This is a genomic window from Aquirufa sp. (genome assembly GCF_044342065.1).
Taxonomy (GTDB): Bacteria; Bacteroidota; Bacteroidia; order Cytophagales; family Spirosomataceae; genus Aquirufa.
On sequence record NZ_JBIIQN010000021.1, the window covers coordinates 1 to 19,722 of the forward strand.

A 19,722-nucleotide genomic window follows, 5' to 3' on the forward strand; every position below is an offset into this window, starting at 1 on the left:
ATTAAATCTTACAGCGCTATTTTTCTTGATTTTTTTTATAAAATCAACGTTAAACATCTTAAAGAAAATAAACATGAAAAATAAATTAATCATTGCCATTGGTTCAGTCTCAGTCCTAGTATTGGGTAGTTTATTTTATTTATACCTAACCTTTTTAAATGGCATCGATTTTTCAAAATATATCCCCAGCAACTCTGTGGTAGTTATGAAAGTAAATCTACTTTCTATCGGCAAAAAGGTGAATTTTACTGATGCTAGTCAATCAAACGGATTCAAAAATGAGATTTTGAAAAACCTGAGTCCATCACAAAAAATAATGATGGAAGAAATAAGCAATAATCCTTCAAAATCAGGAATAAAGTTTGCCTCTAAACCAACATTGTTTGTATACAACTCCTCAACTACGGAGAGCGAACCCGTCGTCGCATTTATGTTTGGAATTTCAGATAAGGAAGATTTTAAAACTTTTATAAGCCAAGTATCAATGGATTTAAAAGTTGATGATGTAGACCCAGATGGCTTTTATCGTGTTAAAATGAACAATTCAGAACAATTCGTTATCTATTTTAATGATAAAATGGGTTTGATGATCAGCGATGTTGACCGTAAAGAACTTCCATTTAAACAAATTAGAGATTCTATTTTTAGCATGAATAAAGATAACTCTATCCTAAGTAATGAAGATTATGTAGCTGTTAATAAGCAATCAAGTGATATGATGCTATATTTTAATGCCAAAGAGTTATTAAATGCCGTATCAATAAACAACTACAGCGCGGAAGTTAATCGAATAAAAAAATCCGTTAATGCTATTCCACATGGACTGACCCTAAATTTCAATGAAGATGAAGTTGCGATTAAAATGATCGGAAATAAATCAAAGGAAAATGGATTTGGATCATTCTATAAAGAAGAAGAATTTACAGATTCTGAACTAAAAAACATCGATCCCAACGGAAGCCCATTGGCCTACCTAACGATGAATGTCGATTTCAAAAAAGCTTTAGAGTTACTTATCGAGCAGACAGCAAATAGAGGTTATTCAGACCTAGATATCCAAATCAACAACCTCGCTAGAAAATTAGGGATACCCAAAGATGATTTAATGAATTTAATTGGCGGAAAATTGAGTCTTTCATTTTCAGGAATGCAACACGGAAATAAGTCTTATGGAAACCCAACTAAGCCCATCATAAATGGCTGGATCCAATTGGGGAATAAAAATGCCGCTCAAAAATTGCTTGATTTAGCAACGATTCAAGGAGGGCTTGTCAACGATGACGGAATTTATGCAGAAAAAACAAACCTACGAGAGCCCGCCATCTTTATGACAATTATTGATAAAGATTTATTTATTTCGACTCAAAAACAACCCCTAGTGAATAAAATGCAGGGGGCAAATTGGATTGAGTTGGCAGACGATTACGGAAAAAAGGATGTTCTAGCAAATTCCACTGCTCTCTACATGGATTTAAGATATTCCAGCTATAAAGAAATGCTAAAAAAGGAGATGAATCCTTACGATTTTAGTACAATGGATAAATTTGAAAACATTTTATCAGCATTTAAAAGCATTAGTATAACTGGAAAACAGAATGAGGCTGAAATCAGTATTAAATTCAGCCAAAAAAATACCAACAGCTTGCAAAGAATTATTGAGTTATTGCAGGAAGCTTACCAAATTGCAAGCTAATTACAAACCGAATTACTTTGAATATAGAATTAAATAATATCCAGCCGCTTTCTTTTGAATTTTCAAAAAAAGTTGACTCGATTTGGGGAAGAAATGTTTCACTAAGCCCCCCAGGAGTATATAAAATTATTGCATCCAGTGGCTCAGGAAAATCCACCCTCATATCCATTTTATCGGGTTTGCGATCAGATTATTCGGGAGAAATTAGTTACGATCAAAAAAGCCTCTTAAAATTCAAAGCAAAGGATTGGAGTAGCCTCAGAAGTAGTAAAATAAGTTTAGTGTATCAAGATCTAAGACTATTCCCTAACTTGACGGCGCGAGAAAATATTTTACTATCACAAGAAATAACGGGAAACGAAACTTCCGAATCCAACTTAAAAATAGCGGAATTTGCCGAAGCCATGCAAGTGGGAAATCAATTAGATAAGTTGCTTATGCATCTTTCATTCGGCCAGATGCAACGAATTGCGATTATTAGAGCCATGATGCGCAACTATGAATGGATTATATTGGATGAACCATTTAGCCATTTGGATTTAAGCAACGCTACCAAGGCATGGAATTTAATTAACCAAGAAGCCAAAAGAAGAAATGCTGGAATCATAATCGCATGCTTAGATGCCTACGATTTCATTCAAGCAGATAAAGTATTCCATCTATAATCTAATCGGGTGAAACAACAGAAATCCATTCAAAAAATTCTAACGTCCAATCAAAAGCCGTTTCAAATAGGATTGGCCATGCTAGGCTGTTTAATCGGTTTTTTTCTAATCCTTGTTTCTGTTCAAAGCATTATCAACTTCCGTTACCTTTTCAATGAATCAAGCCAAGGAATAGGCTCTCAATTTATGGTAATCAATAAAAAAGTAGGCCTTTTAAATTCATTTAATATTGGAAAAACTACATTTAGTGAAGAGGAAATTGAAAGCATAGCTACCCAACCTTCCATTCAAAAAATTTCAGCATTTGTTGGAAATAAATTTGAAGCTGAAGCTTTCTTAGAATTGAATAATGGATCAAATCAGGCAAGACTTAAAACAGATTTATTTTTAGAAAGCGTACAAGATGCGTTTATTGATGTTGATTTACAAAAATGGAAATGGGATACCCAAAGCGATGAGATACCTGTCATTCTTCCCTCCGACTTCATTAATTTATATAATTTTACTTATGCTCCGTCGCGTAACTTGCCTCAAATATCCAAGAATACGGTAAAGCTCTTTGGCTTTTCCATTATCATTCGAGGAAATAATGCAGAGAAGACTTATAAAGGGAATATTATTGGATTTAGCGATCGGATATCTTCTATGCTCGTTCCAATTAGTTTTATGAACTTTGCTAATCAAAAATATGGCCTTCCTGCACTTCAGAAAGAAAAATCAAGTTATCGAATTATTGCAGCTGTAAAACCTGAACAGCTTAATGGTTTTGAAACCTTTTTAGCTGAAAATAATTATGAGACCAATCAGGAATTACTTCGAAATGGAAAATTTATTGGAATCATGTATTTACTCATTTCAATTATTTTCATCATCGGAATAATTATCTCCTTCAATGCATTTACTGGCTTTATATTATATTTCCACTTGTTGATTTATCGCTCAAGAAATGAAATAGATTCCCTTTTAAGATTAGGCTACCCTCATTCAAAGTTGGTAAAGAACTATCTATCTCGGATTGTGATCATTGTATCCAGCCTATTTTCTTTCGCAATCATTTGTTTACTTATTTCCCAACACTACATAGCCGGTTTACTTCTAAAGTATACCGTTGAAATACCCAATCAAATCCATTACTATTCTGTGATTTCTCTTAGTGCAGTGGCAATCAGTTTAATCATGTTATTTTTCTTCCAAATAAGAACTGAGATATACCAAATTGCCTTGCCTCCAAAAAATGGGTCAAGATAATCAGCTTGCATGCGCGTGTTTACCAACTAATATTATTTCGCTTTCAATAATTCTGAACCTGCCAATAAGAAACATCCCAATCCAAAATCTTCAAAATTAGGCACATGATCAAAGGTCACAGGTTGAGAATCTTTAGGCTCCTTCCCTGTCCCCTGCACAAAACCAAGGAAACCATTTGGATGCACACATGTAGTCATACCCTTCCATGCGTTATGTATGATGGGATTATACTTTTTAGCTGGTAAAATACCCTTGCGAACTCCCCAAGCCATTCCATACACATAGAGCGATGTACCAGTTAATTCAGGACCACCAAAATTTGTAGGATCTTTTAAGGAAACATTCCAAAAGCCATCAGCGCGCTGCAAGGGAGGTAATGCTTCCGAAAGCGCGATAAAATCAGCTAGGTACTCTGCACGATGTGGATCATTTGCAGGCAATAAATCAAGCGTCCGAACTAAAGCTGCATATACCCATGCCGTTCCACGTGACCAATAGCAATTTTCACCATTGGGCTCTTTGTAGGGTGGAACAAAATCCTTATCCCGCCACCAAAGACGCTCCTTAGGATCGTACAATCCATTTCCTCCATGCTTGTATTTGGTGTAAGCATACAAATCATACATCTTCTGAAAGTAACGCGGATCTTGATAAATAACTCCCAATCGCGTAAAAACGGGCATGCTCATCTGCAAACAATCTATCCAAGACCAGTCATCCGCCTTCTCTGAAGCCACCATGTTAGCAATATTCGCCTTAATTGGTTTGATTCGCGCAGAATCTCCTGATAGCAAAAACAGATCCATGTATACTTGCCCACACGCTTGATCATCCGCATTTCGGGTTTTTACGCCATTTCGAAGGCCCCAGTGATGAAAATTACCCCAATCCACCATATATTTCATATCAGACGCCTTCGGATCTAGTTTATATAATTCAATTAAACCCTCATAATAGACGGATCGAGTCCAAATATTGGAAGGTCTTGTCTTATCAGGACTGACAATTACCTGACCTACATCCGGCCATTTTTGTTGGAAATATTGATTCGCCAAATGCATCTGCGCAAGCACTTGTTTTTTGTTAGGCGCAGCCAATACGGTAAACGATGTCAAAAAAATAAGTAAACAAATCTTTTTCATAAACTAAGGAAGGTAAAAAACAGAAGGGATATCGATGGCAACAGGTGAATTATCCGGATTAGTTTGCATAATATCTCCCATATATTTCCACCAGCGCTGCATCACCTCCTGGGCAGGCAGTTGGTCCAAAGCGCCCAAATCAGGAGCCTCCAAATAAGCAAACAACGTTAAGGTCTCTGAATCCAAGAATATGGAATAATTTTGAATGCCTACTTCGTGTAATAAATCAACGAGCTCTGGCCAAATTGCATCATGCCGACGGACATATTCGGCCTCAAAACCGGGCAAAAGAAACATTTTAAACGCTTTGCGCTGCATATACATAGGTTTCTTCTAAAAGAATATATTTGCAGAATCTTACTGATTTATTTGGACCTTAAATGCAGCCAAAGCGGCATCATCAAAATTCAAATGCGTCACAAATCGTATGTACTGTGGCCCAAAAGGCGCACAAAAGATACCCTTAGATTTTAATTCTGTCACTTGGTCAACCGAACGAATACCCTCCTTCAATTGAATAATTACAATATTCGTCGACACAGGAAGAATAGAATCTACCCAAGGCAATTCGGCACAAATGGCAGCTATTTCTTTCGCTCGAGCATGATCTTCCTGTAAACGCGTCACATGATGATCAAGTGCATAAATTCCAGCCGCAGCTAAAAATCCTGCTTGGCGCCAACCACCCCCTAAACGCTTTCGTACTCTCCTCGCTTGTTTGATAAAGGCTTGTGAACCTAACAAAACAGAACCCACCGGAGCTCCCAAACCTTTGGATAAACAAACCGAAATCGAATCAAACCATGCCCCAAATTGCTGGGGTGTTTGACCTGTTACAGCCATCGCATTGAATATACGCGCACCATCGAGGTGTAGCGGGATACTAATTTGCCGACAAAAATCTGAAATTTCCTGTAAGCTTTCCGAACTATACACGCTACCTCCACCTTTATTGACTGTATTTTCTAGACTTACTAAACGACTTTCACATGCATGAATGTCATCTGGAGAGATTGCAGCTTCGATTTGAGCCCGCGATAAGCGGCCTAAATCACCTTTCAACAACTTAACGGATGCGCCTGCATTCGCCATGATACCTCCACCCTCGTATAAATAAATATGTGACAACTCATCACAAATCACCTCTTGACCCTTACTCAAATGAACTGACATCGCGATTTGATTGGTCTGCGTACCAGAAACACAAAATAGCGCAGCCTCCATACCAAACATATCGGCCACCTTTTGCTCCAATGCGTTAACGGAAGGATCCTCACCAAACACATCGTCCCCCAGCGGAGCGGCAAACATAGCCTCACGCATTGCTTGAGTTGGCAAGGTAAACGTGTCACTTCTTAATTCCACATGCATATTAAAACTGCTTTAAGTAAGACAATTTAGCTAAAAAACTTTGTTGCTTCTGTTGGGTACTATCCATTCCTTGGTAATTCAGTGAATTAAATACCAAATAGACAAAAGAAAGCGGTTGGTATTCCCATGATAAACGTAGGTTTAAAGATTTTAAATCATCCGTAGTATTCTTTTGGTAAAATCCAATCAATTGTAAACGTGGATTGATCGCCATACGGGTTTCCAAAATCAATAAATTGACCTCTTTCGTCTCTCGCGCAGCACCCATATTCTCAAATTTGCTCCAATTCCACGATAAACCCAGATTTACATGCGGAATGGGTGCTAAACGAAATTTTGAATCTAGTGTCTGTAACGTTCCATTAAAGAAACCGCCCCATCCGTATTCTGTGGAACCTGAATATTTGGCACTTGGGTCACTGGCTAATAAAAAACCCTTTCGGAAATACGAATAAGTTCCCGGATCGATGTTAATTCCAACAGGACTAAAAGTTTCCTCCAAATTTTGTGCAGTCGCTTCCACATAACCACCAATAATTCCTCCATTTTGAAGATCAAACCAAAGTGGGCCTGAAAGTGCACGCTGCTCAATAATATTACCCGTTTTTAAGCTGTGATAGACCTCCGTATAAATTCCTGGCCCCCAACTACGTACAAATGAAGGCAACCATTTCCCCCGAACATTGAAATCAAATCCTTGCGAATTGGATAAAATACCACGCCGAGATACAAAGCCCATGGCTGGATTATAGTTTTCAGACACTAAAGTCTGAGTCCAATATGCCCGAAGAAAATTACCTGTATATAGAAATTGACTATACTCGGCTACGCCTTGATCACCCGTTCTACTATCCTGCGTGAGTGTACCCATACCCGTAAATGAAAACTTATCATTAAATCGAATGAAGGCATCAATAGCTCCTGTAGATTGCACCGCCGATGGAGACGATTTAGTGGTAACGATGGCCCCTATTCTATTTTGTTTGCCAAAGTTTTCTGAATAACGCCCTACAAGGAAATTGGCAAACGGATCTCCATCACCTTCCCCTTGTCGCATAAAAATTCCCCCTAGATTTCTTTTTTCAGACCGGTAAACGAAGCGAGTACCAGCCGTAATGGCAATGGGGTTAACATTTTGGTCTAACCCTATGGTCCGACTAAAAAAGGGTTGAATGTACATCGAACCACCTATCACCTGATCTACCGGTGCTAAACCACCTGAAAAAAGAGATGCGTTTTCTAAGAAAAACTGGCGGCGCTCAGGAAAAAAGACCGAGAATCGAGAAATATTATTTACCTGTAAATCCACATCCGCTTGCGCAAAATCGGTATTAAAGGTAAAATCCATCACGGAAGTTGGACTTATCGCCCATTTAATCTCTCCCCCTAATTTAAAGTCGGCATTACGCGCATTCCCTATTTCAGTTCCATCCGATTTAGTTGACACTTGTAATAAATACGGGTTAAAACGAATATTCGTAGACGTAGGCGGCGGAGGAATAATACCCATTAATTTTCCAGCATATTCCATGCGCAATGGACTCATTGAACGCGGATGCGGCGACCAAACAGATAATTCATTACTTGACCTTCTAATTCGAAAGAAATTAATTCCCCAGTCTTGTGTCTTATTCCCATCTGTTTTGGGGTAACGTAGGGTCTGCCAAGGAATCGCAAATTCTGCCACCCAAGATGAATCTGATCGATGGGTTCGAACTCGGTAAAGTCCATCCCAATCGATATCAAATTGTCGATCATCAAAAGCCAATAGATCTCTTTGGGCGCCATAGGCATTCGATTGCAAAACTAGCGCATTTCGTTTATCATTAAACCCATCAATCGCAATTCCAAACAAGTCGTTCTCAACAAACGTATAATCACGTTTTAAATTAGGAGCGCGATACGCATTCTTACCTACGGTATCCTTTAGAATGGCAGCCACATATAGGAATTGGTGATTATACAACATTTTTACCGTAGAGTTAAACGAGGCTTTTTGACCTTGAAAAGGCTCAACTTGAAAATCCAGATTTACGGATGGCGCGTTTTGCCATTCAGATTCATCCAAATGCCCATCCGCTTTCAGACTGCTTTCGATTTTTAACGGCTGAAATTCTTTCTGCGGATTTAAAGGCTTAAAAACCTCCTGTGAAAATCCACAAAAAGAGACGAGTAGTAAAAGATAACGCATTTATTTTTTGATGAAGGATAAACTAAATAATCGGATAAAAATAGGTAGGCCAACAAATATCATTGGCCAAAACTGAATACCACACCATACCGTCCCGACAATACATAAAACCACTACCACTCGTAAATACTTCTCCCATTTAACCGGATTACGCGCAAACCAAATTACGAGTGGAAAATTTAATGGGAATAACATCAAGGACGCTGGATTCCATGCCATCACCTCATGATTGGTCGCAGTGCCTAAGAAGAAAACGAACCAAGCCAACAAACCAATAATACTAAACAAAGTTACGTCTGCGGCAAAAGGGAAAGCTTTCTTGTATGATAACAGACCTATAACCAAAGTTAACAAACCCAATATCACATAAGGCCCGGTAAAATCAAAACCAGATTGCTCCTCAGCTTGTGCATCAAACATACTGACAGGATTCGCAGCAAGTCCTTTGGCTAAATTGGTCGCTGAAGATAAATTGTCCGGCAAATAACAAGATTGAGAAGCTGTTGCTGTTACGTTGGAAGGAATTCCTAAGGCCAAATTCATTCCCAAGGTTACCCACGAATTAGGAGCTAAGTATTTATTCATCCAATCACGATATGATTTACCTTCAAGCGTAGGATTTTGCGACCATTGATACTTTCCTGGCGCATTTTTTTCAATCATGTCACGTATCCGAGTGGAACAATTATCATAAAAGAATTTATACGCATATTCCTTGTTCTCGGGTAATAGATTCGTTTCCAAATCCTGTAAGATGGCATTTTTTTGAAGCGAATCAAGTTCAAGCTTTTGGGCAATCATCCCCCGCTTTTCATATTGCATATTGAAATTAAATTCATCCTGCATCGAATGCACAGAAATGGTATATGGTAGCGTACCCATTAAAAATTTCAAATAAAAATTCTCCGTATTGAAGTCAAACGTTCCATAACTGTAGGCGCGATCAATACCGTTGGTCGGGTCATTAATCCATAAAATCGTATGACCAAATGCCGAATGCAACTCCTTTCCAGGTGCTACTGTAACTAAAATAACCTCCGCTTTTGAACTCAACTGAGCCTTGGCAGCGATAGAAATCAATAAAAGAAATAAGAGTTTTTTCATCTATTTACCTGCAATTACAATCACAATTTCACCTCGAACTTTATCTGGATGCGCATTGAAATACGCCAAAACTTCACTCGTCGTACCACGAACCATTTGTTCATGCATTTTACTTAACTCACGTGCCACCATCACTGACCGATCAGCACCTACAAATTCAACCATTTGTTCCAAGGCCTTGACTAAACGATGTGGAGATTCGTACAATACTGTTGTTCGCTCCTCTTCTGCGATGGACTTCCAACGGGTTTGTCGGCCTTTTTTGTGCGGCAAAAATCCTTCAAAAACAAATCGGTCTATCGGAAATCCTGAATTAACTAGGGCTGGAATTACAGCCGTGGGTCCCGGTAATGTCTCCACTTCGATACCCTGTTCAACACAGGCTTTCACCAATAAAAATCCTGGATCTGATATCCCCGGAGTGCCCGCATCCGAAATTAATGCTAAGGATTTACCCTCTTTGATTAATTTGACAATTCCCGCAACACCCGCATGCTCATTATGCGCATGATGCGCATAAAGGGGTTTAGAGATATTTAAGTGTTTTAATAACGAACCCGAAGTACGCGTATCTTCCGCCAAAATTGCATCCACTTCACTTAATACACGAATCGCTCGAAAGGTAATATCTTCCAAATTACCGATAGGCGTAGGGACCAAATATAATTTCATACTCGAAATTTAGCCAAAATTGGTAGAAACAAAAAAAGCGAAACTTGCGCTTCGCTTTTGGTAGAGAGTGAGGGATTCGAACCCCCGGACCTGTAACAGTCAACAGTTTTCAAGACTGCCGCAATCGACCACTCTGCCAACTCTCTGTCTCGTAATGAGAATGCAAAAGTAATTGCTTTTCGGACATTTTACAAGAGCACCTGAAAAAAATTATTGATTTTCAATAACAAAATCACATTTAGCCTGATTATCAAGGTCATCTGGAATCCAGGTAATTTGTATCCCCCCCTTCTCCATCTTGCGAAAGAAGGTCATCTGGCGTTTGGCAAATTGGTGAATAGCAATCTCAAGACCTTGTTCATATCTATCGCGCGCAAGGCTACCCTGCAAATAATTCAAGGTCCATTTATACTCTAAACCCATCCAATGAAGTGCCTTGGAAGTAATTCCTTGATCCAATAAACCTTGTACCTCTTCTATTAATCCATTCGATAAACGTTTCTCTAACCTGTCCGTAATTCGTGCTCTTCGATCTTCCAATTTAGGATGTAACCCAAAAACCTTAAATTCAAAATCATATGTTAATGGCTCTTCAAGAAAATCAGGTACCCTGGAAAATTGATATTGTTGAATCAATGACTCCAAATACAAGCCTGTCCCGCCACAAACAATAGCTAATTTACCCCGCGATGTAATCTCTTGAATAGCATCTGTCGCCTCCTTTTGGAAATGCGCAACTGAATAATCATCACCAATTGGATGATTATCAATCAAATGATAAGGTACTGAACCATATTCTTCTAAATCCTTTCCAGTCCCAATATCCATTCCTTGATAAATTTGACGTGAATCCGCCGATACAATTTCAGCATCCAATTGCTTAGCAAGTGTAACCGCCAAGGCTGTTTTTCCACTTGCCGTAGGCCCCAAAAGCACCAAAACCTTAGTTTTTATAGACATAGCGCAATTTCAAATTTCCCTTATTTGTTCGAGTTGTTCCAAACTTAATCGGTTCCGTTTCCCCAACCTTTTCAAATCCAATCGATAAAAAACCCTTTCCGGAATTCCATTCCTTGTCCACATAGGTCATTATGTTATGTAATTCCGGATTTAGGTCTTTATAAGCTTGTAGGAATTTGGTTAGTCCACCAACAAGACGAATGTTTGATAAAGTTGCTATTTCGATAAGTTCACCGGATATGCAGCCTGCTAATCCTGGTTCTTTCATTTTTATTGATTTACCAAAAACAGCCACTGCTAGCAAAGGGTTACCTTCAAACGTATATGAACTTTCAATGCCGCGAAAAACGCGATGCGGCGGTACAATACAGCCAAAATAACGCGAACCCTTTAAGAATCCCTTCACATGTTCTTTGTCCAAAAAATCCCGAGCTACAATGGCATCTATGGGAACAATTCGCGTATCACGTGCAAAAACAGATCGCAAAGGGTTCACGCGTGCAATAAGATGTTTTTCAAGCGATTCCCGACGCGTCATCCAATCATCCTCCCAAATACAAATATCTCCTTCCTGACTTTCACCAGGCAATGCTTTAACACGTACCTTTGATTCTGCTTGAAGCCACAAACCATCTCCAATCGATTCAAAACCGATAGAAAGTAAGAAAAAAGCGAGGCTATGTGGGAACTCTTTTGACATAAAACGTGTAAATATACAGTAGAATTAGGCGCATTGGCGCTTTCAAACAAAAAACATAACGAATGGACTATCGATTTGAGGCGAGCCGCAAGGAAGTCTCCACCTTTACGAATCAGGAGATCAGAGACAATTTCTTAATTGAACGCGTATTTTCAGCGGATCAAATTAATTTAACATATACCATATACGATCGAATGATTATTGGCGGTGCGATGCCCATTTCAAATACTTTACACCTGCCTAATCCCGAAAAGCTTCGTGCTACTTATTTCTTGGAGCGTCGCGAAATGGGAATTATCAATGTGGGCGGAAAAGGTACCATTACTGCTGACGGCGTCGCTTTTAGTATTGATAAATTGGGAGCTGTATATGTAGGCAGAGGAACCAAAGAAGTAAGCTTTAGCTCAGATTCCAGCGAAAATCCAGCCTTATTTTACATACTTTCTTCGCCTGCCCACGCAAATTATCCGTGTGCTAAACTCGATAAAGAACAAGTGCAAACGGTTGTCTTGGGAACGTTAGAAACCTCTAATCACCGCACAATCTATAAATACATTCATAATGAAGGTATTCAATCTTGCCAGTTGGTGATGGGCCTAACCATCTTGGAACCTGGTTCCATTTGGAACACGATGCCGGCACACGTTCATGATCGTCGGATGGAAGCCTATTTATACTTTGATGTGACACCTGGTCATGCCGTTTTACATTTGATGGGTGAAACCAACGAAACAAAACACATGTGGGTACATAATCATCAAGCGATTATTTCGCCACCATGGTCGATTCATAGCGGTGCAGGCACTAAAAACTATTCATTTATTTGGGGAATGGCGGGTGAAAATAAGGATTATACCGATATGGATTTTGCTGAAATTTCTGACTTACGTTAATATGAAAAAATCAATGTTATCAATCCTCCTACTCGTAGGGGGATTTGTTTTGAAGAGTCAAACCTATTCCGAGCGGATGTCGGCTAGCATCATGCACACCCATCCCGATTCGATAACGGTCAAAGTGGGTAAACCTGCCGGATGGGATTATGAACAAGGTCTACTATTAAAGGCCTTGGAAAAAATGTACCAGCGGACGGGCGATGCGAAGTACTTCAACTACATCAAAAAGAACATCGACAGTTTCGTAGATGAACAAGGAAACATTCGTACCTACCATTTCAATGAATTTAACTCAGACAATATAACAACAGGGCGTATGCTTCTCTATCTCTACCAGGAATTGGGGGATATGAAGTATAAAAAAGCGGCTGATAAATTACGTGCGCAAATCACGGCTCAACCGCGGGATTCGGACGGTGGATTTTGGCATAAACAACGCTATCCAAATCAAATGTGGTTGGATGGATTGTATATGTTGGAGCCCTTCTATGCCGAATATGGTAATATTACGGGCGAGGATAATTGGTCTGATATCGTAAAGCAATTTGAACTCATGTACAAAGGTGCCTTGGATCCCAAAACAGGTTTATTGATTCACGCATATGACCAAGCGCGCGTTCAACCGTGGGCAGATAAAAAAACGGGGCATTCACCTAATTTCTGGGGGCGTTCGATGGGTTGGTATGAAATGGCATTAGTGGACGTATTGGACTATATGCCTGTAAATCATCCTTCTCGTGGCACTTTAATCAAACAATTGCAATCGCTTTCGGCGGCTTTACTAAAGATTAAGGATCCAAGCTCTGGTCTTTGGTATCAAGTTCCTAATTTCCCGGGACGAAAGGGGAATTATTTGGAAGCATCTGCAGCGAATATGTTTATTTATGCTTTTGCCAAAGGAGCACGGAAAGGATATTTACCGGCTTCTTATTTAAAAGCCGCTGAAAAAGCGTATGCGGGAGCACTTAAAAACTTCATCTCAACAGACGCTTCAGGGTATATTCACTTAGAGAAAACGGTGAGCGTTGGCGGTTTGGGCGGCGTTCCTTACCGAGACGGTTCATATGAATATTATTTGAGCGAGCCACTACGTCAAGATGATTTAAAGGGCGTTGGTCCATTTATTTTGGCATCGCTAGAAATGGAAATTGCGAAAGAACTTTCTGTGGGAAAAGGAAAAAAAGTGGTATTGGATTACTTCTTTAATCATGAAACCAAAAATGGCCAGCGCTTTCATTACACCTGGGAAGATCGCAAAGATTCGGGCTTCCATTTATGGGGAATTCAATTTGAGCAATTGGGCGCTACATTGGATACGTTAGGGGTATCGCCAACGCGTGAAAACTTGAAAGGCGCTTCGGTATACATTATTGTGGATCCAGATTCTCCCAAGGAAACGGCTAAACCGAATTACATGAATGCAAAAGCGGCGGATGAAATTGAGGCATGGGTAAAAGCGGGTGGAAATTTGATTTTATTGGCTAACGATACCACCAATTGTGAAATACCTCAATTCAATATTTTGGCTCGTCGATTTGGCATTGAATTTGTTGCGCCCAATTTAAACTTTGTTCAAGGGCGTAATTGGGACCAAGGAACGGTCTTAATCGAACCGGGCAACGTGGTATTCGACCCGATTAAGAAGGTGTATATCAAAGAGATTACGACATTGAAATTATCTGGACCAGCCAAGTCAATAGCGACGCTTCAAGGATATCCCGTTATGGCTGTTGCCAAGGTAGGCAAAGGAAAAGTATTCGCACTCGGTGATCCATGGTTGTATAATGAGTATACAAACAACCGAAGAACGCCGCTGGAATACGAGAATTTCTTAGCCGCAAAAAAGCTGGCTGAGTTCATGTTGAAATAAAAGAAAAAGCCCGGTTCGTCCGGGCTTTTTAATTATCAGTTTTATCGATTAGCGTACCACGTATTCCCCTTAGCTTTGGCAAAGCTAAAAGCTTTGCCAAAGCTCAAGCAAGAAGTCTGTCTTAAGGAAATTGAAATCCTGTCATTTTTTCAAGTCGGTCCTTGGTGACGCGATACTTATTCCAATTCTTCTCTAAAGTACGCTCGTTCGGAAACAGCACATAAATCTCCTCTGTGGGCGTATAAATTGCTTTCCAACAATACTGCGGAATGGGAACACCAGAAGTAAGTCTACCCTTAGCTCCAATTCCTCCTGAGTAAATCAATAATTTCTGACCTTTTTTTAAAACCAATTTGCGACAATATGCCTCAAGAAACTTAAAGGGTCCCCGATTTAATTCCGGCGTTTGCGGAATCATATTCGACATAAGAAAAGTCTCTTCATTTAAATATTCTGATGAAGTACGATCCTCTGAATTACATAAATGCCCACGATCATAACCAGATTCGCGATAATCATCGTGATCGATCCGTTTAAACTGCCGCGGCAAATCAGAATCTTCCCGAAAGCGATTAGATCGTTCTACAGAGCCTAAGTCAGAAAATTGAAGCGTCCAACCAACCCAGTTGGCACGTCCCTCTACCCCATTATACGACATCACATAGCCTTTTTTGACAGCTAAATAATTAGTCGTAGAAGCCGTCGAGGCGCCCGAAATATTAGGCACCCCGGTGGGCAAATACGATAAGACAAAAAACAGGAGATTTAAAATCATTTACGGTGACTGAAAATCCAGCTTAACAAATCGGGTTGCTTGAATGCATTATCCCATGAATTGTGATTGACACCCGGATATTCCGAATATTTAACATCTACGCCTTGATCTTGAATCGCTTTTACTAACTCGCGTGAATGACGAACAGGCACAACGATATCCACATCGCCGTGGTGAACCCATAAAGGCACGCGCTTCGCATATTGAGCTACATAAGTTAAATCAGCACCTCCACAGATAGGAGACGCAGCTGCAAACATTTTAGGATTTCGCGAAACCGCTTCCATAGTTCCCATACCGCCCATGGAAAGACCCATAATGTAGGTACGATTTTTGTCGTGTTTGATTGATTTAACCAAATCAATAACCGCCTGAAGCGGCCAATTTATCGGTGCTGAGTAATCAAAAATAAAGCTTGTTGGGACTGTCGACCGATTAATCTTCACGGAAGACCAATACGAATCCTTTGGACATTGTGGAAAAATAACGATAGCAGGGAAATTAATGCGATTCAATGAATCCAAAAACACATTTTTACCGTATTTCATTTGCGCTTCATTGTCGTCCCCACGTTCTCCGGCACCATGTAAAACTACCAACAAAGGATATTTTTTACCTGGTTTATAGTCTTTGGGATACAAAATTTGGTAGGGTAAAGCCTTACCATCTACACCCATAAAACTCTTTTTCTCAAATTGCCCGTTTGCTACAAACGTAAAAGCAATAAATAGGAATACGTATTTGATCATTATTTTGCGCGTTTAATTATATCATTAACGGTTAAATCCATCGTCCTTCCCATGGCTTTATTGCCACGATAGGTAACAATTTTCATCACTGTCGCATCTTTAGGTACGACCACCGGTCCATTAGCCACAGGATAGAACTGATCTGGATATGAGTGATCAAAACTATAATGTATTGTTAAGCCGCCAATTTCGGTCGTTGGCAAGACTGTTAATTCACCAAGTGCATTACGGCCAACTTGGATAATCGGCTCGAACATACTAGGTGCATATTTCTTTTGGGCAACATCAAAACGAGCCATATGAGACTCGACACGTCCAACAAAATTATCCCAATTGCGATTCGCAGGCTCGGACCATAAGGCTTCAGCAATGGCAAATGAACGTGGATAGGTCATGTATTGTAAATGACGGTAATTGAATAATTGCTCAGACCAAAGATTCGCTTGGCCACCTTTCACTAATTTGGCATTTACACCAGCAGGAACTGGCTCAAAAGCATAGGAATCACGTAAACGTACCGTTTTATAAACCGGAGGTTCGATGGCTCTATCCCCTTGCATGAGGTCGATATATACATGATTGTTTGGCGTCATGATAACTTCGTGGCCGTCTTTGGCAGCTTGAATTCCGCCGTCCATACCACGCCAAGACATCACAGCGGTGCTTTTTGGCAATCCGCCACCTTCAAGAATTTCATCCCAACCCATCATGCGCTTGCCTTTAGATGTGATGATTTTTTCTAATCGGCGAACGAAATGCGCCTGAACTTCTTGCGAATTTTTTAATCCCAATTCTTTACGCATGGCTAAAATCTGCGGATTTTTATCCCAGTAATTCTTAGGACATTCATCCCCACCCATGTGGATGTATTCAAATGGGAATAAGGAAGAAACCTCCCCCATCACTTTATCTAAAAACGTATACACCTTTTCGTTGGCAGGACATAAGGTATTGTCTTGTAACGCAATTGCATGATCAGTTGACCAATCAATGAATGGTTCCCCCGAAATAACTTGGTAATTAACCGCTTCTGGTGTGCAAGATAACTCGGGATATGAGGCCACAGCAGCCATTGAATGGCCTGGGACATCAATTTCTGGCATGATGTTTACAAAACGCTCTTGGCCATACTTGACGATTTCTTTGATATCCTCTTGTGTATAAAAACCCCCATAGGTACGTGGCTCATCAGGAAGTGGTTTTGAAAAATCGGTAAAATGACCTATTTTTTTTACATTATAGGCTCCCTTTACGGTCAAGTTGGGGTATGATTTTATTTCAACACGCCAGCCCTCATCGTCGGTCAAATGCCAATGCAGTACATTGTATTTATAGGCGACCATTTCATCAATGAAACGTTTAACCTCTTCCTTGGTAAAAAAATGACGGGAAACATCTAGCATCATTCCACGCCATGCGAATCGAGGTGCATCGGTGATATTCGCATAAGGAACTTTCCAAGAAACACCCGAAATGGCTTGAGATGACTCAATTTCTTTGGGCATTAATTGCATTAGCGTTTGCATGCCATAAAACAAACCCACGGGATTATTGGCCGAAATCTGTACGCCTTTGACATCTGAAATTAATTTATAGCCTTCATTACCGAGTATGCTATCAGGCTTCGCATTTAACTTAAATCGAATAGCGGCTAAGGAAGCTGCTGTACTTTGATCATACAGCCATTGCACCTTTTTACCGGCTATGCGCGTCAATTTATCAGTCAGATTCGCATATGAGGTCGTTAACGCATCATGTTTGGGACCAGCTATACTGATTGAGGCTGAAAGTGCATAATATCCTTTGGGATAAATTGCCTTCGTAGGGGCAGGAATTATAGCTGGATTTTGAGCAAGTAAACTACTTGACAATAAGCAAGTTAAGCCCAATAAGCTGATTTTTTTAAGCATGATAAATAGGTTTATATAGGGTTTAAAGTTCATGTTAATTGCTATTATTTCCAAATGGTTTTATATTTTTGCAAGGATTAAGCATTATATACTAATAACAAAACCATGAATGAATCTGCTACCCTTGCTGCTCAGCAAGCGGAATTAACACATGCCATTGATACCGTTTGGGTTGCCTTATGTGCGGCACTCATTTTTCAAATGGAAGGAGGATTTGCCTTATTAGAGGCAGGATTTGTCCGTTCGAAAAACGCCGTCAGTATTATCGCCAAAGTTATCATTGACATTATGTTTGGAGGTATTGCCTTCTATTTAGTGGGATTTGGTATCGCCTATGGAAAATCAAATGGATACTGGGCTTTTGATACCGGTATTATTCAAGGCGATTTAGGTCTTGGATTGACCATCTCCAATTCACTATTCTGGTTCATCCAAATGGGATTTGCGGTTGCTGCCATTTCCATCGTTTCTGGTGGCGTTGCTGAACGCATGAAAATGTGGGCCTATGCTATTTATGTTATAATTTTTAGTGCCATACTGTATCCATTAGCTGCCAACTGGGTATGGAATCCAACTGGTTGGTTAGCGCTAAAAGGCTTCAATGACTTCGCTGGTTCCGCCGCCATTCACGCAATGGGAGGTTTTGCTGCTTTGGCAGGTGCCATTGTTTTAGGACCTCGATTAGGCAAGTACAACGAGGATGGAACAGCAAATGCCATTCCAGGTCATAATTTAACCTTATCTGCCGTTGGCGCATTTATCTTGTGGTTTGGTTGGTTTGGATTTAACCCAGGCTCTACATTAGGTGCGGTAGGAAAATGGGATTTAATCGGCTCGGTTGCGACCAATACATTTTTAGCCTCAGCGGCTGGTGGTGTAGCAACGATGCTTTACACATTTATGCGTTACAAGAAGGTTGATATTACGATGGTAATCAATGGGGTTTTAGCAGGTTTAGTAGCCATTACGGCGGGATGCAATGTGGTAAGTCCTGATTCTGCCTTGATCATTGGTTTAATTGCCGGTACGATTGTCGATATAGCAGTCGTGGTTGTAGATAAAATGAAAGTTGCCGATCCAGTAGGTGCCGTTGCTGTTCACGGCGTAAATGGATTTTTTGGAACAATTGCAGTCGGTTTATTCTCTCAGAAAAACGGATTATTTATCACAGGAGAAAGTACTCAATTCATCACGCAATTAATTGGCGTATCGGTTATATCGGTATTCTCATTTGTCTTAACTTATGCCATCTTTATGGCATTGAAAAAGACAATCGGAATTCGATTAAGTCATAAAGCAGAGTCTGCAGGTATTGATGCCGTTGAATTTGGAGTAGAGGCATATACAACATTTGAATAATAGCTAAATTAAAACGATATGAAAAAGGTAGAAGCCATTGTAAAACCATCGAAATTAAAAGCTATTCAAAAAGGCTTGATAGATGCCAATATTCCGTGTATGACGGTAGTTCCGGTACGTGGTGCCGGGCTCCAGCAAGGCTATTCGGAAATATATCGAGGAACCGAAAAGTCGATGATTTTACTCCCAAAAGTGATGATCATCTGTGTTGTAAGTGATGAGAACTTGGAGAAGTGCATTGATGTAATCCTTGAAAATGCATCCGAAGGAAATGTAGGTGATGGTAAAATCTTCATCTACGATGTGCAAGATGCGATTCGGATAAGAACGAAGACAAGGGGGGTTGAGGCGATTAGGTAAACAGTTTATAGTGTTCAGTGGTCAGTAATTAGCATTAAGTTCACTGAGGGCAATTAA

General features: G+C 39.9%; 18 protein-coding genes and 1 tRNA gene. 7 read left to right on the forward strand and 12 right to left on the reverse strand.

All coding sequences use genetic code 11. The annotated features are described in order from the left end of the window. The 3 genes from ACIQZ2_RS08205 to ACIQZ2_RS08215 all read left to right on the forward strand — a co-directional run. A partial coding sequence (locus ACIQZ2_RS08205) for a DUF4836 family protein (RefSeq protein ID WP_395768371.1) occupies positions 1–1,693 on the forward strand: 1,693 nt, incomplete at its 5' end. 17 nt (positions 1,694–1,710) lie between these two features. Beyond that, complete coding sequence (locus tag ACIQZ2_RS08210) at positions 1,711–2,358, forward strand: ATP-binding cassette domain-containing protein (RefSeq protein ID WP_395768372.1); 648 nt, start codon at positions 1,711–1,713, stop codon at positions 2,356–2,358. Between the two features lie 9 nt (positions 2,359–2,367). Then, on the forward strand, positions 2,368–3,606 hold the full coding sequence (locus ACIQZ2_RS08215) for a hypothetical protein (RefSeq protein WP_395768373.1): 1,239 nt from the start codon (positions 2,368–2,370) through the stop codon (positions 3,604–3,606). Positions 3,607–3,638: 32 nt separating this feature from the next. Here ACIQZ2_RS08215 and ACIQZ2_RS08220 read toward each other — a convergent pair whose 3' ends face one another. From ACIQZ2_RS08220 to ACIQZ2_RS08260, 9 genes are all read right to left on the reverse strand, one after another. Continuing rightward, positions 3,639–4,748, reverse strand: coding sequence for a glycoside hydrolase family 88 protein (locus ACIQZ2_RS08220; protein WP_395768374.1), 1,110 nt, complete (start codon positions 4,746–4,748; stop codon positions 3,639–3,641). Positions 4,749–4,751: 3 nt separating this feature from the next. Further along, a complete protein-coding gene (gene rhaM / locus ACIQZ2_RS08225) occupies positions 4,752–5,066 on the reverse strand; it encodes an L-rhamnose mutarotase (RefSeq protein ID WP_395768375.1) in 315 nt (104 codons plus the stop codon). A 39-nt stretch (positions 5,067–5,105) separates the two neighbouring features. Beyond that, positions 5,106–6,119 (reverse strand): threonine aldolase family protein, encoded by a 1,014-nt coding sequence (locus ACIQZ2_RS08230; protein WP_395768376.1) that lies wholly within the window; start codon positions 6,117–6,119, stop codon positions 5,106–5,108. Position 6,120: 1 nt separating this feature from the next. Further along, positions 6,121–8,310, reverse strand: coding sequence for a DUF5916 domain-containing protein (locus ACIQZ2_RS08235; RefSeq protein ID WP_395768377.1), 2,190 nt, complete (start codon positions 8,308–8,310; stop codon positions 6,121–6,123). Beyond that, a complete protein-coding gene (locus tag ACIQZ2_RS08240) occupies positions 8,311–9,414 on the reverse strand; it encodes a DUF4105 domain-containing protein (RefSeq protein ID WP_395768378.1) in 1,104 nt (367 codons plus the stop codon). Beyond that, positions 9,415–10,086: a 16S rRNA (cytidine(1402)-2'-O)-methyltransferase gene (gene rsmI / locus ACIQZ2_RS08245; RefSeq protein ID WP_395768379.1), complete on the reverse strand. Its 672-nt coding sequence runs from the start codon at positions 10,084–10,086 to the stop codon at positions 9,415–9,417. It abuts the gene before it with no gap. 58 nt (positions 10,087–10,144) lie between these two features. Further along, positions 10,145–10,232 (reverse strand) — tRNA-Ser (locus tag ACIQZ2_RS08250). Between the two features lie 64 nt (positions 10,233–10,296). Continuing rightward, positions 10,297–11,046, reverse strand: a complete 750-nt coding sequence (locus tag ACIQZ2_RS08255; protein ID WP_395768380.1) for a tRNA (adenosine(37)-N6)-dimethylallyltransferase — start codon at positions 11,044–11,046, stop codon at positions 10,297–10,299. Further along, positions 11,030–11,746 carry a hypothetical protein gene (locus tag ACIQZ2_RS08260; RefSeq protein WP_395768381.1) on the reverse strand — a complete coding sequence of 239 codons (717 nt, stop codon included), beginning with the start codon at positions 11,744–11,746 and terminating at the stop codon, positions 11,030–11,032. The genes ACIQZ2_RS08255 and ACIQZ2_RS08260 overlap by 17 nt, the downstream gene beginning before the upstream one ends. 62 nt (positions 11,747–11,808) lie before the next feature. Here ACIQZ2_RS08260 and kduI point away from each other — a divergent pair, with 62 nt between their 5' ends. Both kduI and ACIQZ2_RS08270 read left to right on the forward strand, forming a co-directional pair. Continuing rightward, positions 11,809–12,639: a 5-dehydro-4-deoxy-D-glucuronate isomerase gene (gene kduI, locus ACIQZ2_RS08265; protein WP_395768382.1), complete on the forward strand. Its 831-nt coding sequence runs from the start codon at positions 11,809–11,811 to the stop codon at positions 12,637–12,639. 13 nt (positions 12,640–12,652) lie between these two features. Then, positions 12,653–14,512 (forward strand): glycoside hydrolase family 88 protein, encoded by a 1,860-nt coding sequence (locus ACIQZ2_RS08270; RefSeq protein WP_395768383.1) that lies wholly within the window; start codon positions 12,653–12,655, stop codon positions 14,510–14,512. A 121-nt stretch (positions 14,513–14,633) separates the two neighbouring features. Here the strand turns inward: ACIQZ2_RS08270 and ACIQZ2_RS08275 are convergent, their stop codons facing one another. From ACIQZ2_RS08275 to ACIQZ2_RS08285, 3 genes are read right to left on the reverse strand one after another with little or no spacing between them, the layout of a single operon-like run. Beyond that, on the reverse strand, positions 14,634–15,287 hold the full coding sequence (locus ACIQZ2_RS08275) for a DNA/RNA non-specific endonuclease (protein WP_395768384.1): 654 nt from the start codon (positions 15,285–15,287) through the stop codon (positions 14,634–14,636). Next, the gene (locus ACIQZ2_RS08280) at positions 15,284–16,036 is read right to left on the reverse strand and encodes an alpha/beta hydrolase-fold protein (protein ID WP_395768385.1); all 753 of its coding nucleotides are present in this window, start codon (positions 16,034–16,036) and stop codon (positions 15,284–15,286) included. The genes ACIQZ2_RS08275 and ACIQZ2_RS08280 overlap by 4 nt, the downstream gene beginning before the upstream one ends. Next, positions 16,036–17,946, reverse strand: a complete 1,911-nt coding sequence (locus ACIQZ2_RS08285) for a beta-N-acetylhexosaminidase (protein WP_395768386.1) — start codon at positions 17,944–17,946, stop codon at positions 16,036–16,038. The genes ACIQZ2_RS08280 and ACIQZ2_RS08285 overlap by 1 nt, the downstream gene beginning before the upstream one ends. 105 nt (positions 17,947–18,051) lie before the next feature. Here ACIQZ2_RS08285 and ACIQZ2_RS08290 point away from each other — a divergent pair, with 105 nt between their 5' ends. Both ACIQZ2_RS08290 and ACIQZ2_RS08295 read left to right on the forward strand, forming a co-directional pair. Then, on the forward strand, positions 18,052–19,305 hold the full coding sequence (locus tag ACIQZ2_RS08290) for an ammonium transporter (RefSeq protein WP_395768387.1): 1,254 nt from the start codon (positions 18,052–18,054) through the stop codon (positions 19,303–19,305). Positions 19,306–19,323: 18 nt separating this feature from the next. Further along, a complete protein-coding gene (locus ACIQZ2_RS08295) occupies positions 19,324–19,665 on the forward strand; it encodes a P-II family nitrogen regulator (protein WP_395768388.1) in 342 nt (113 codons plus the stop codon). Positions 19,666–19,722: the final 57 nt, after the last annotated feature.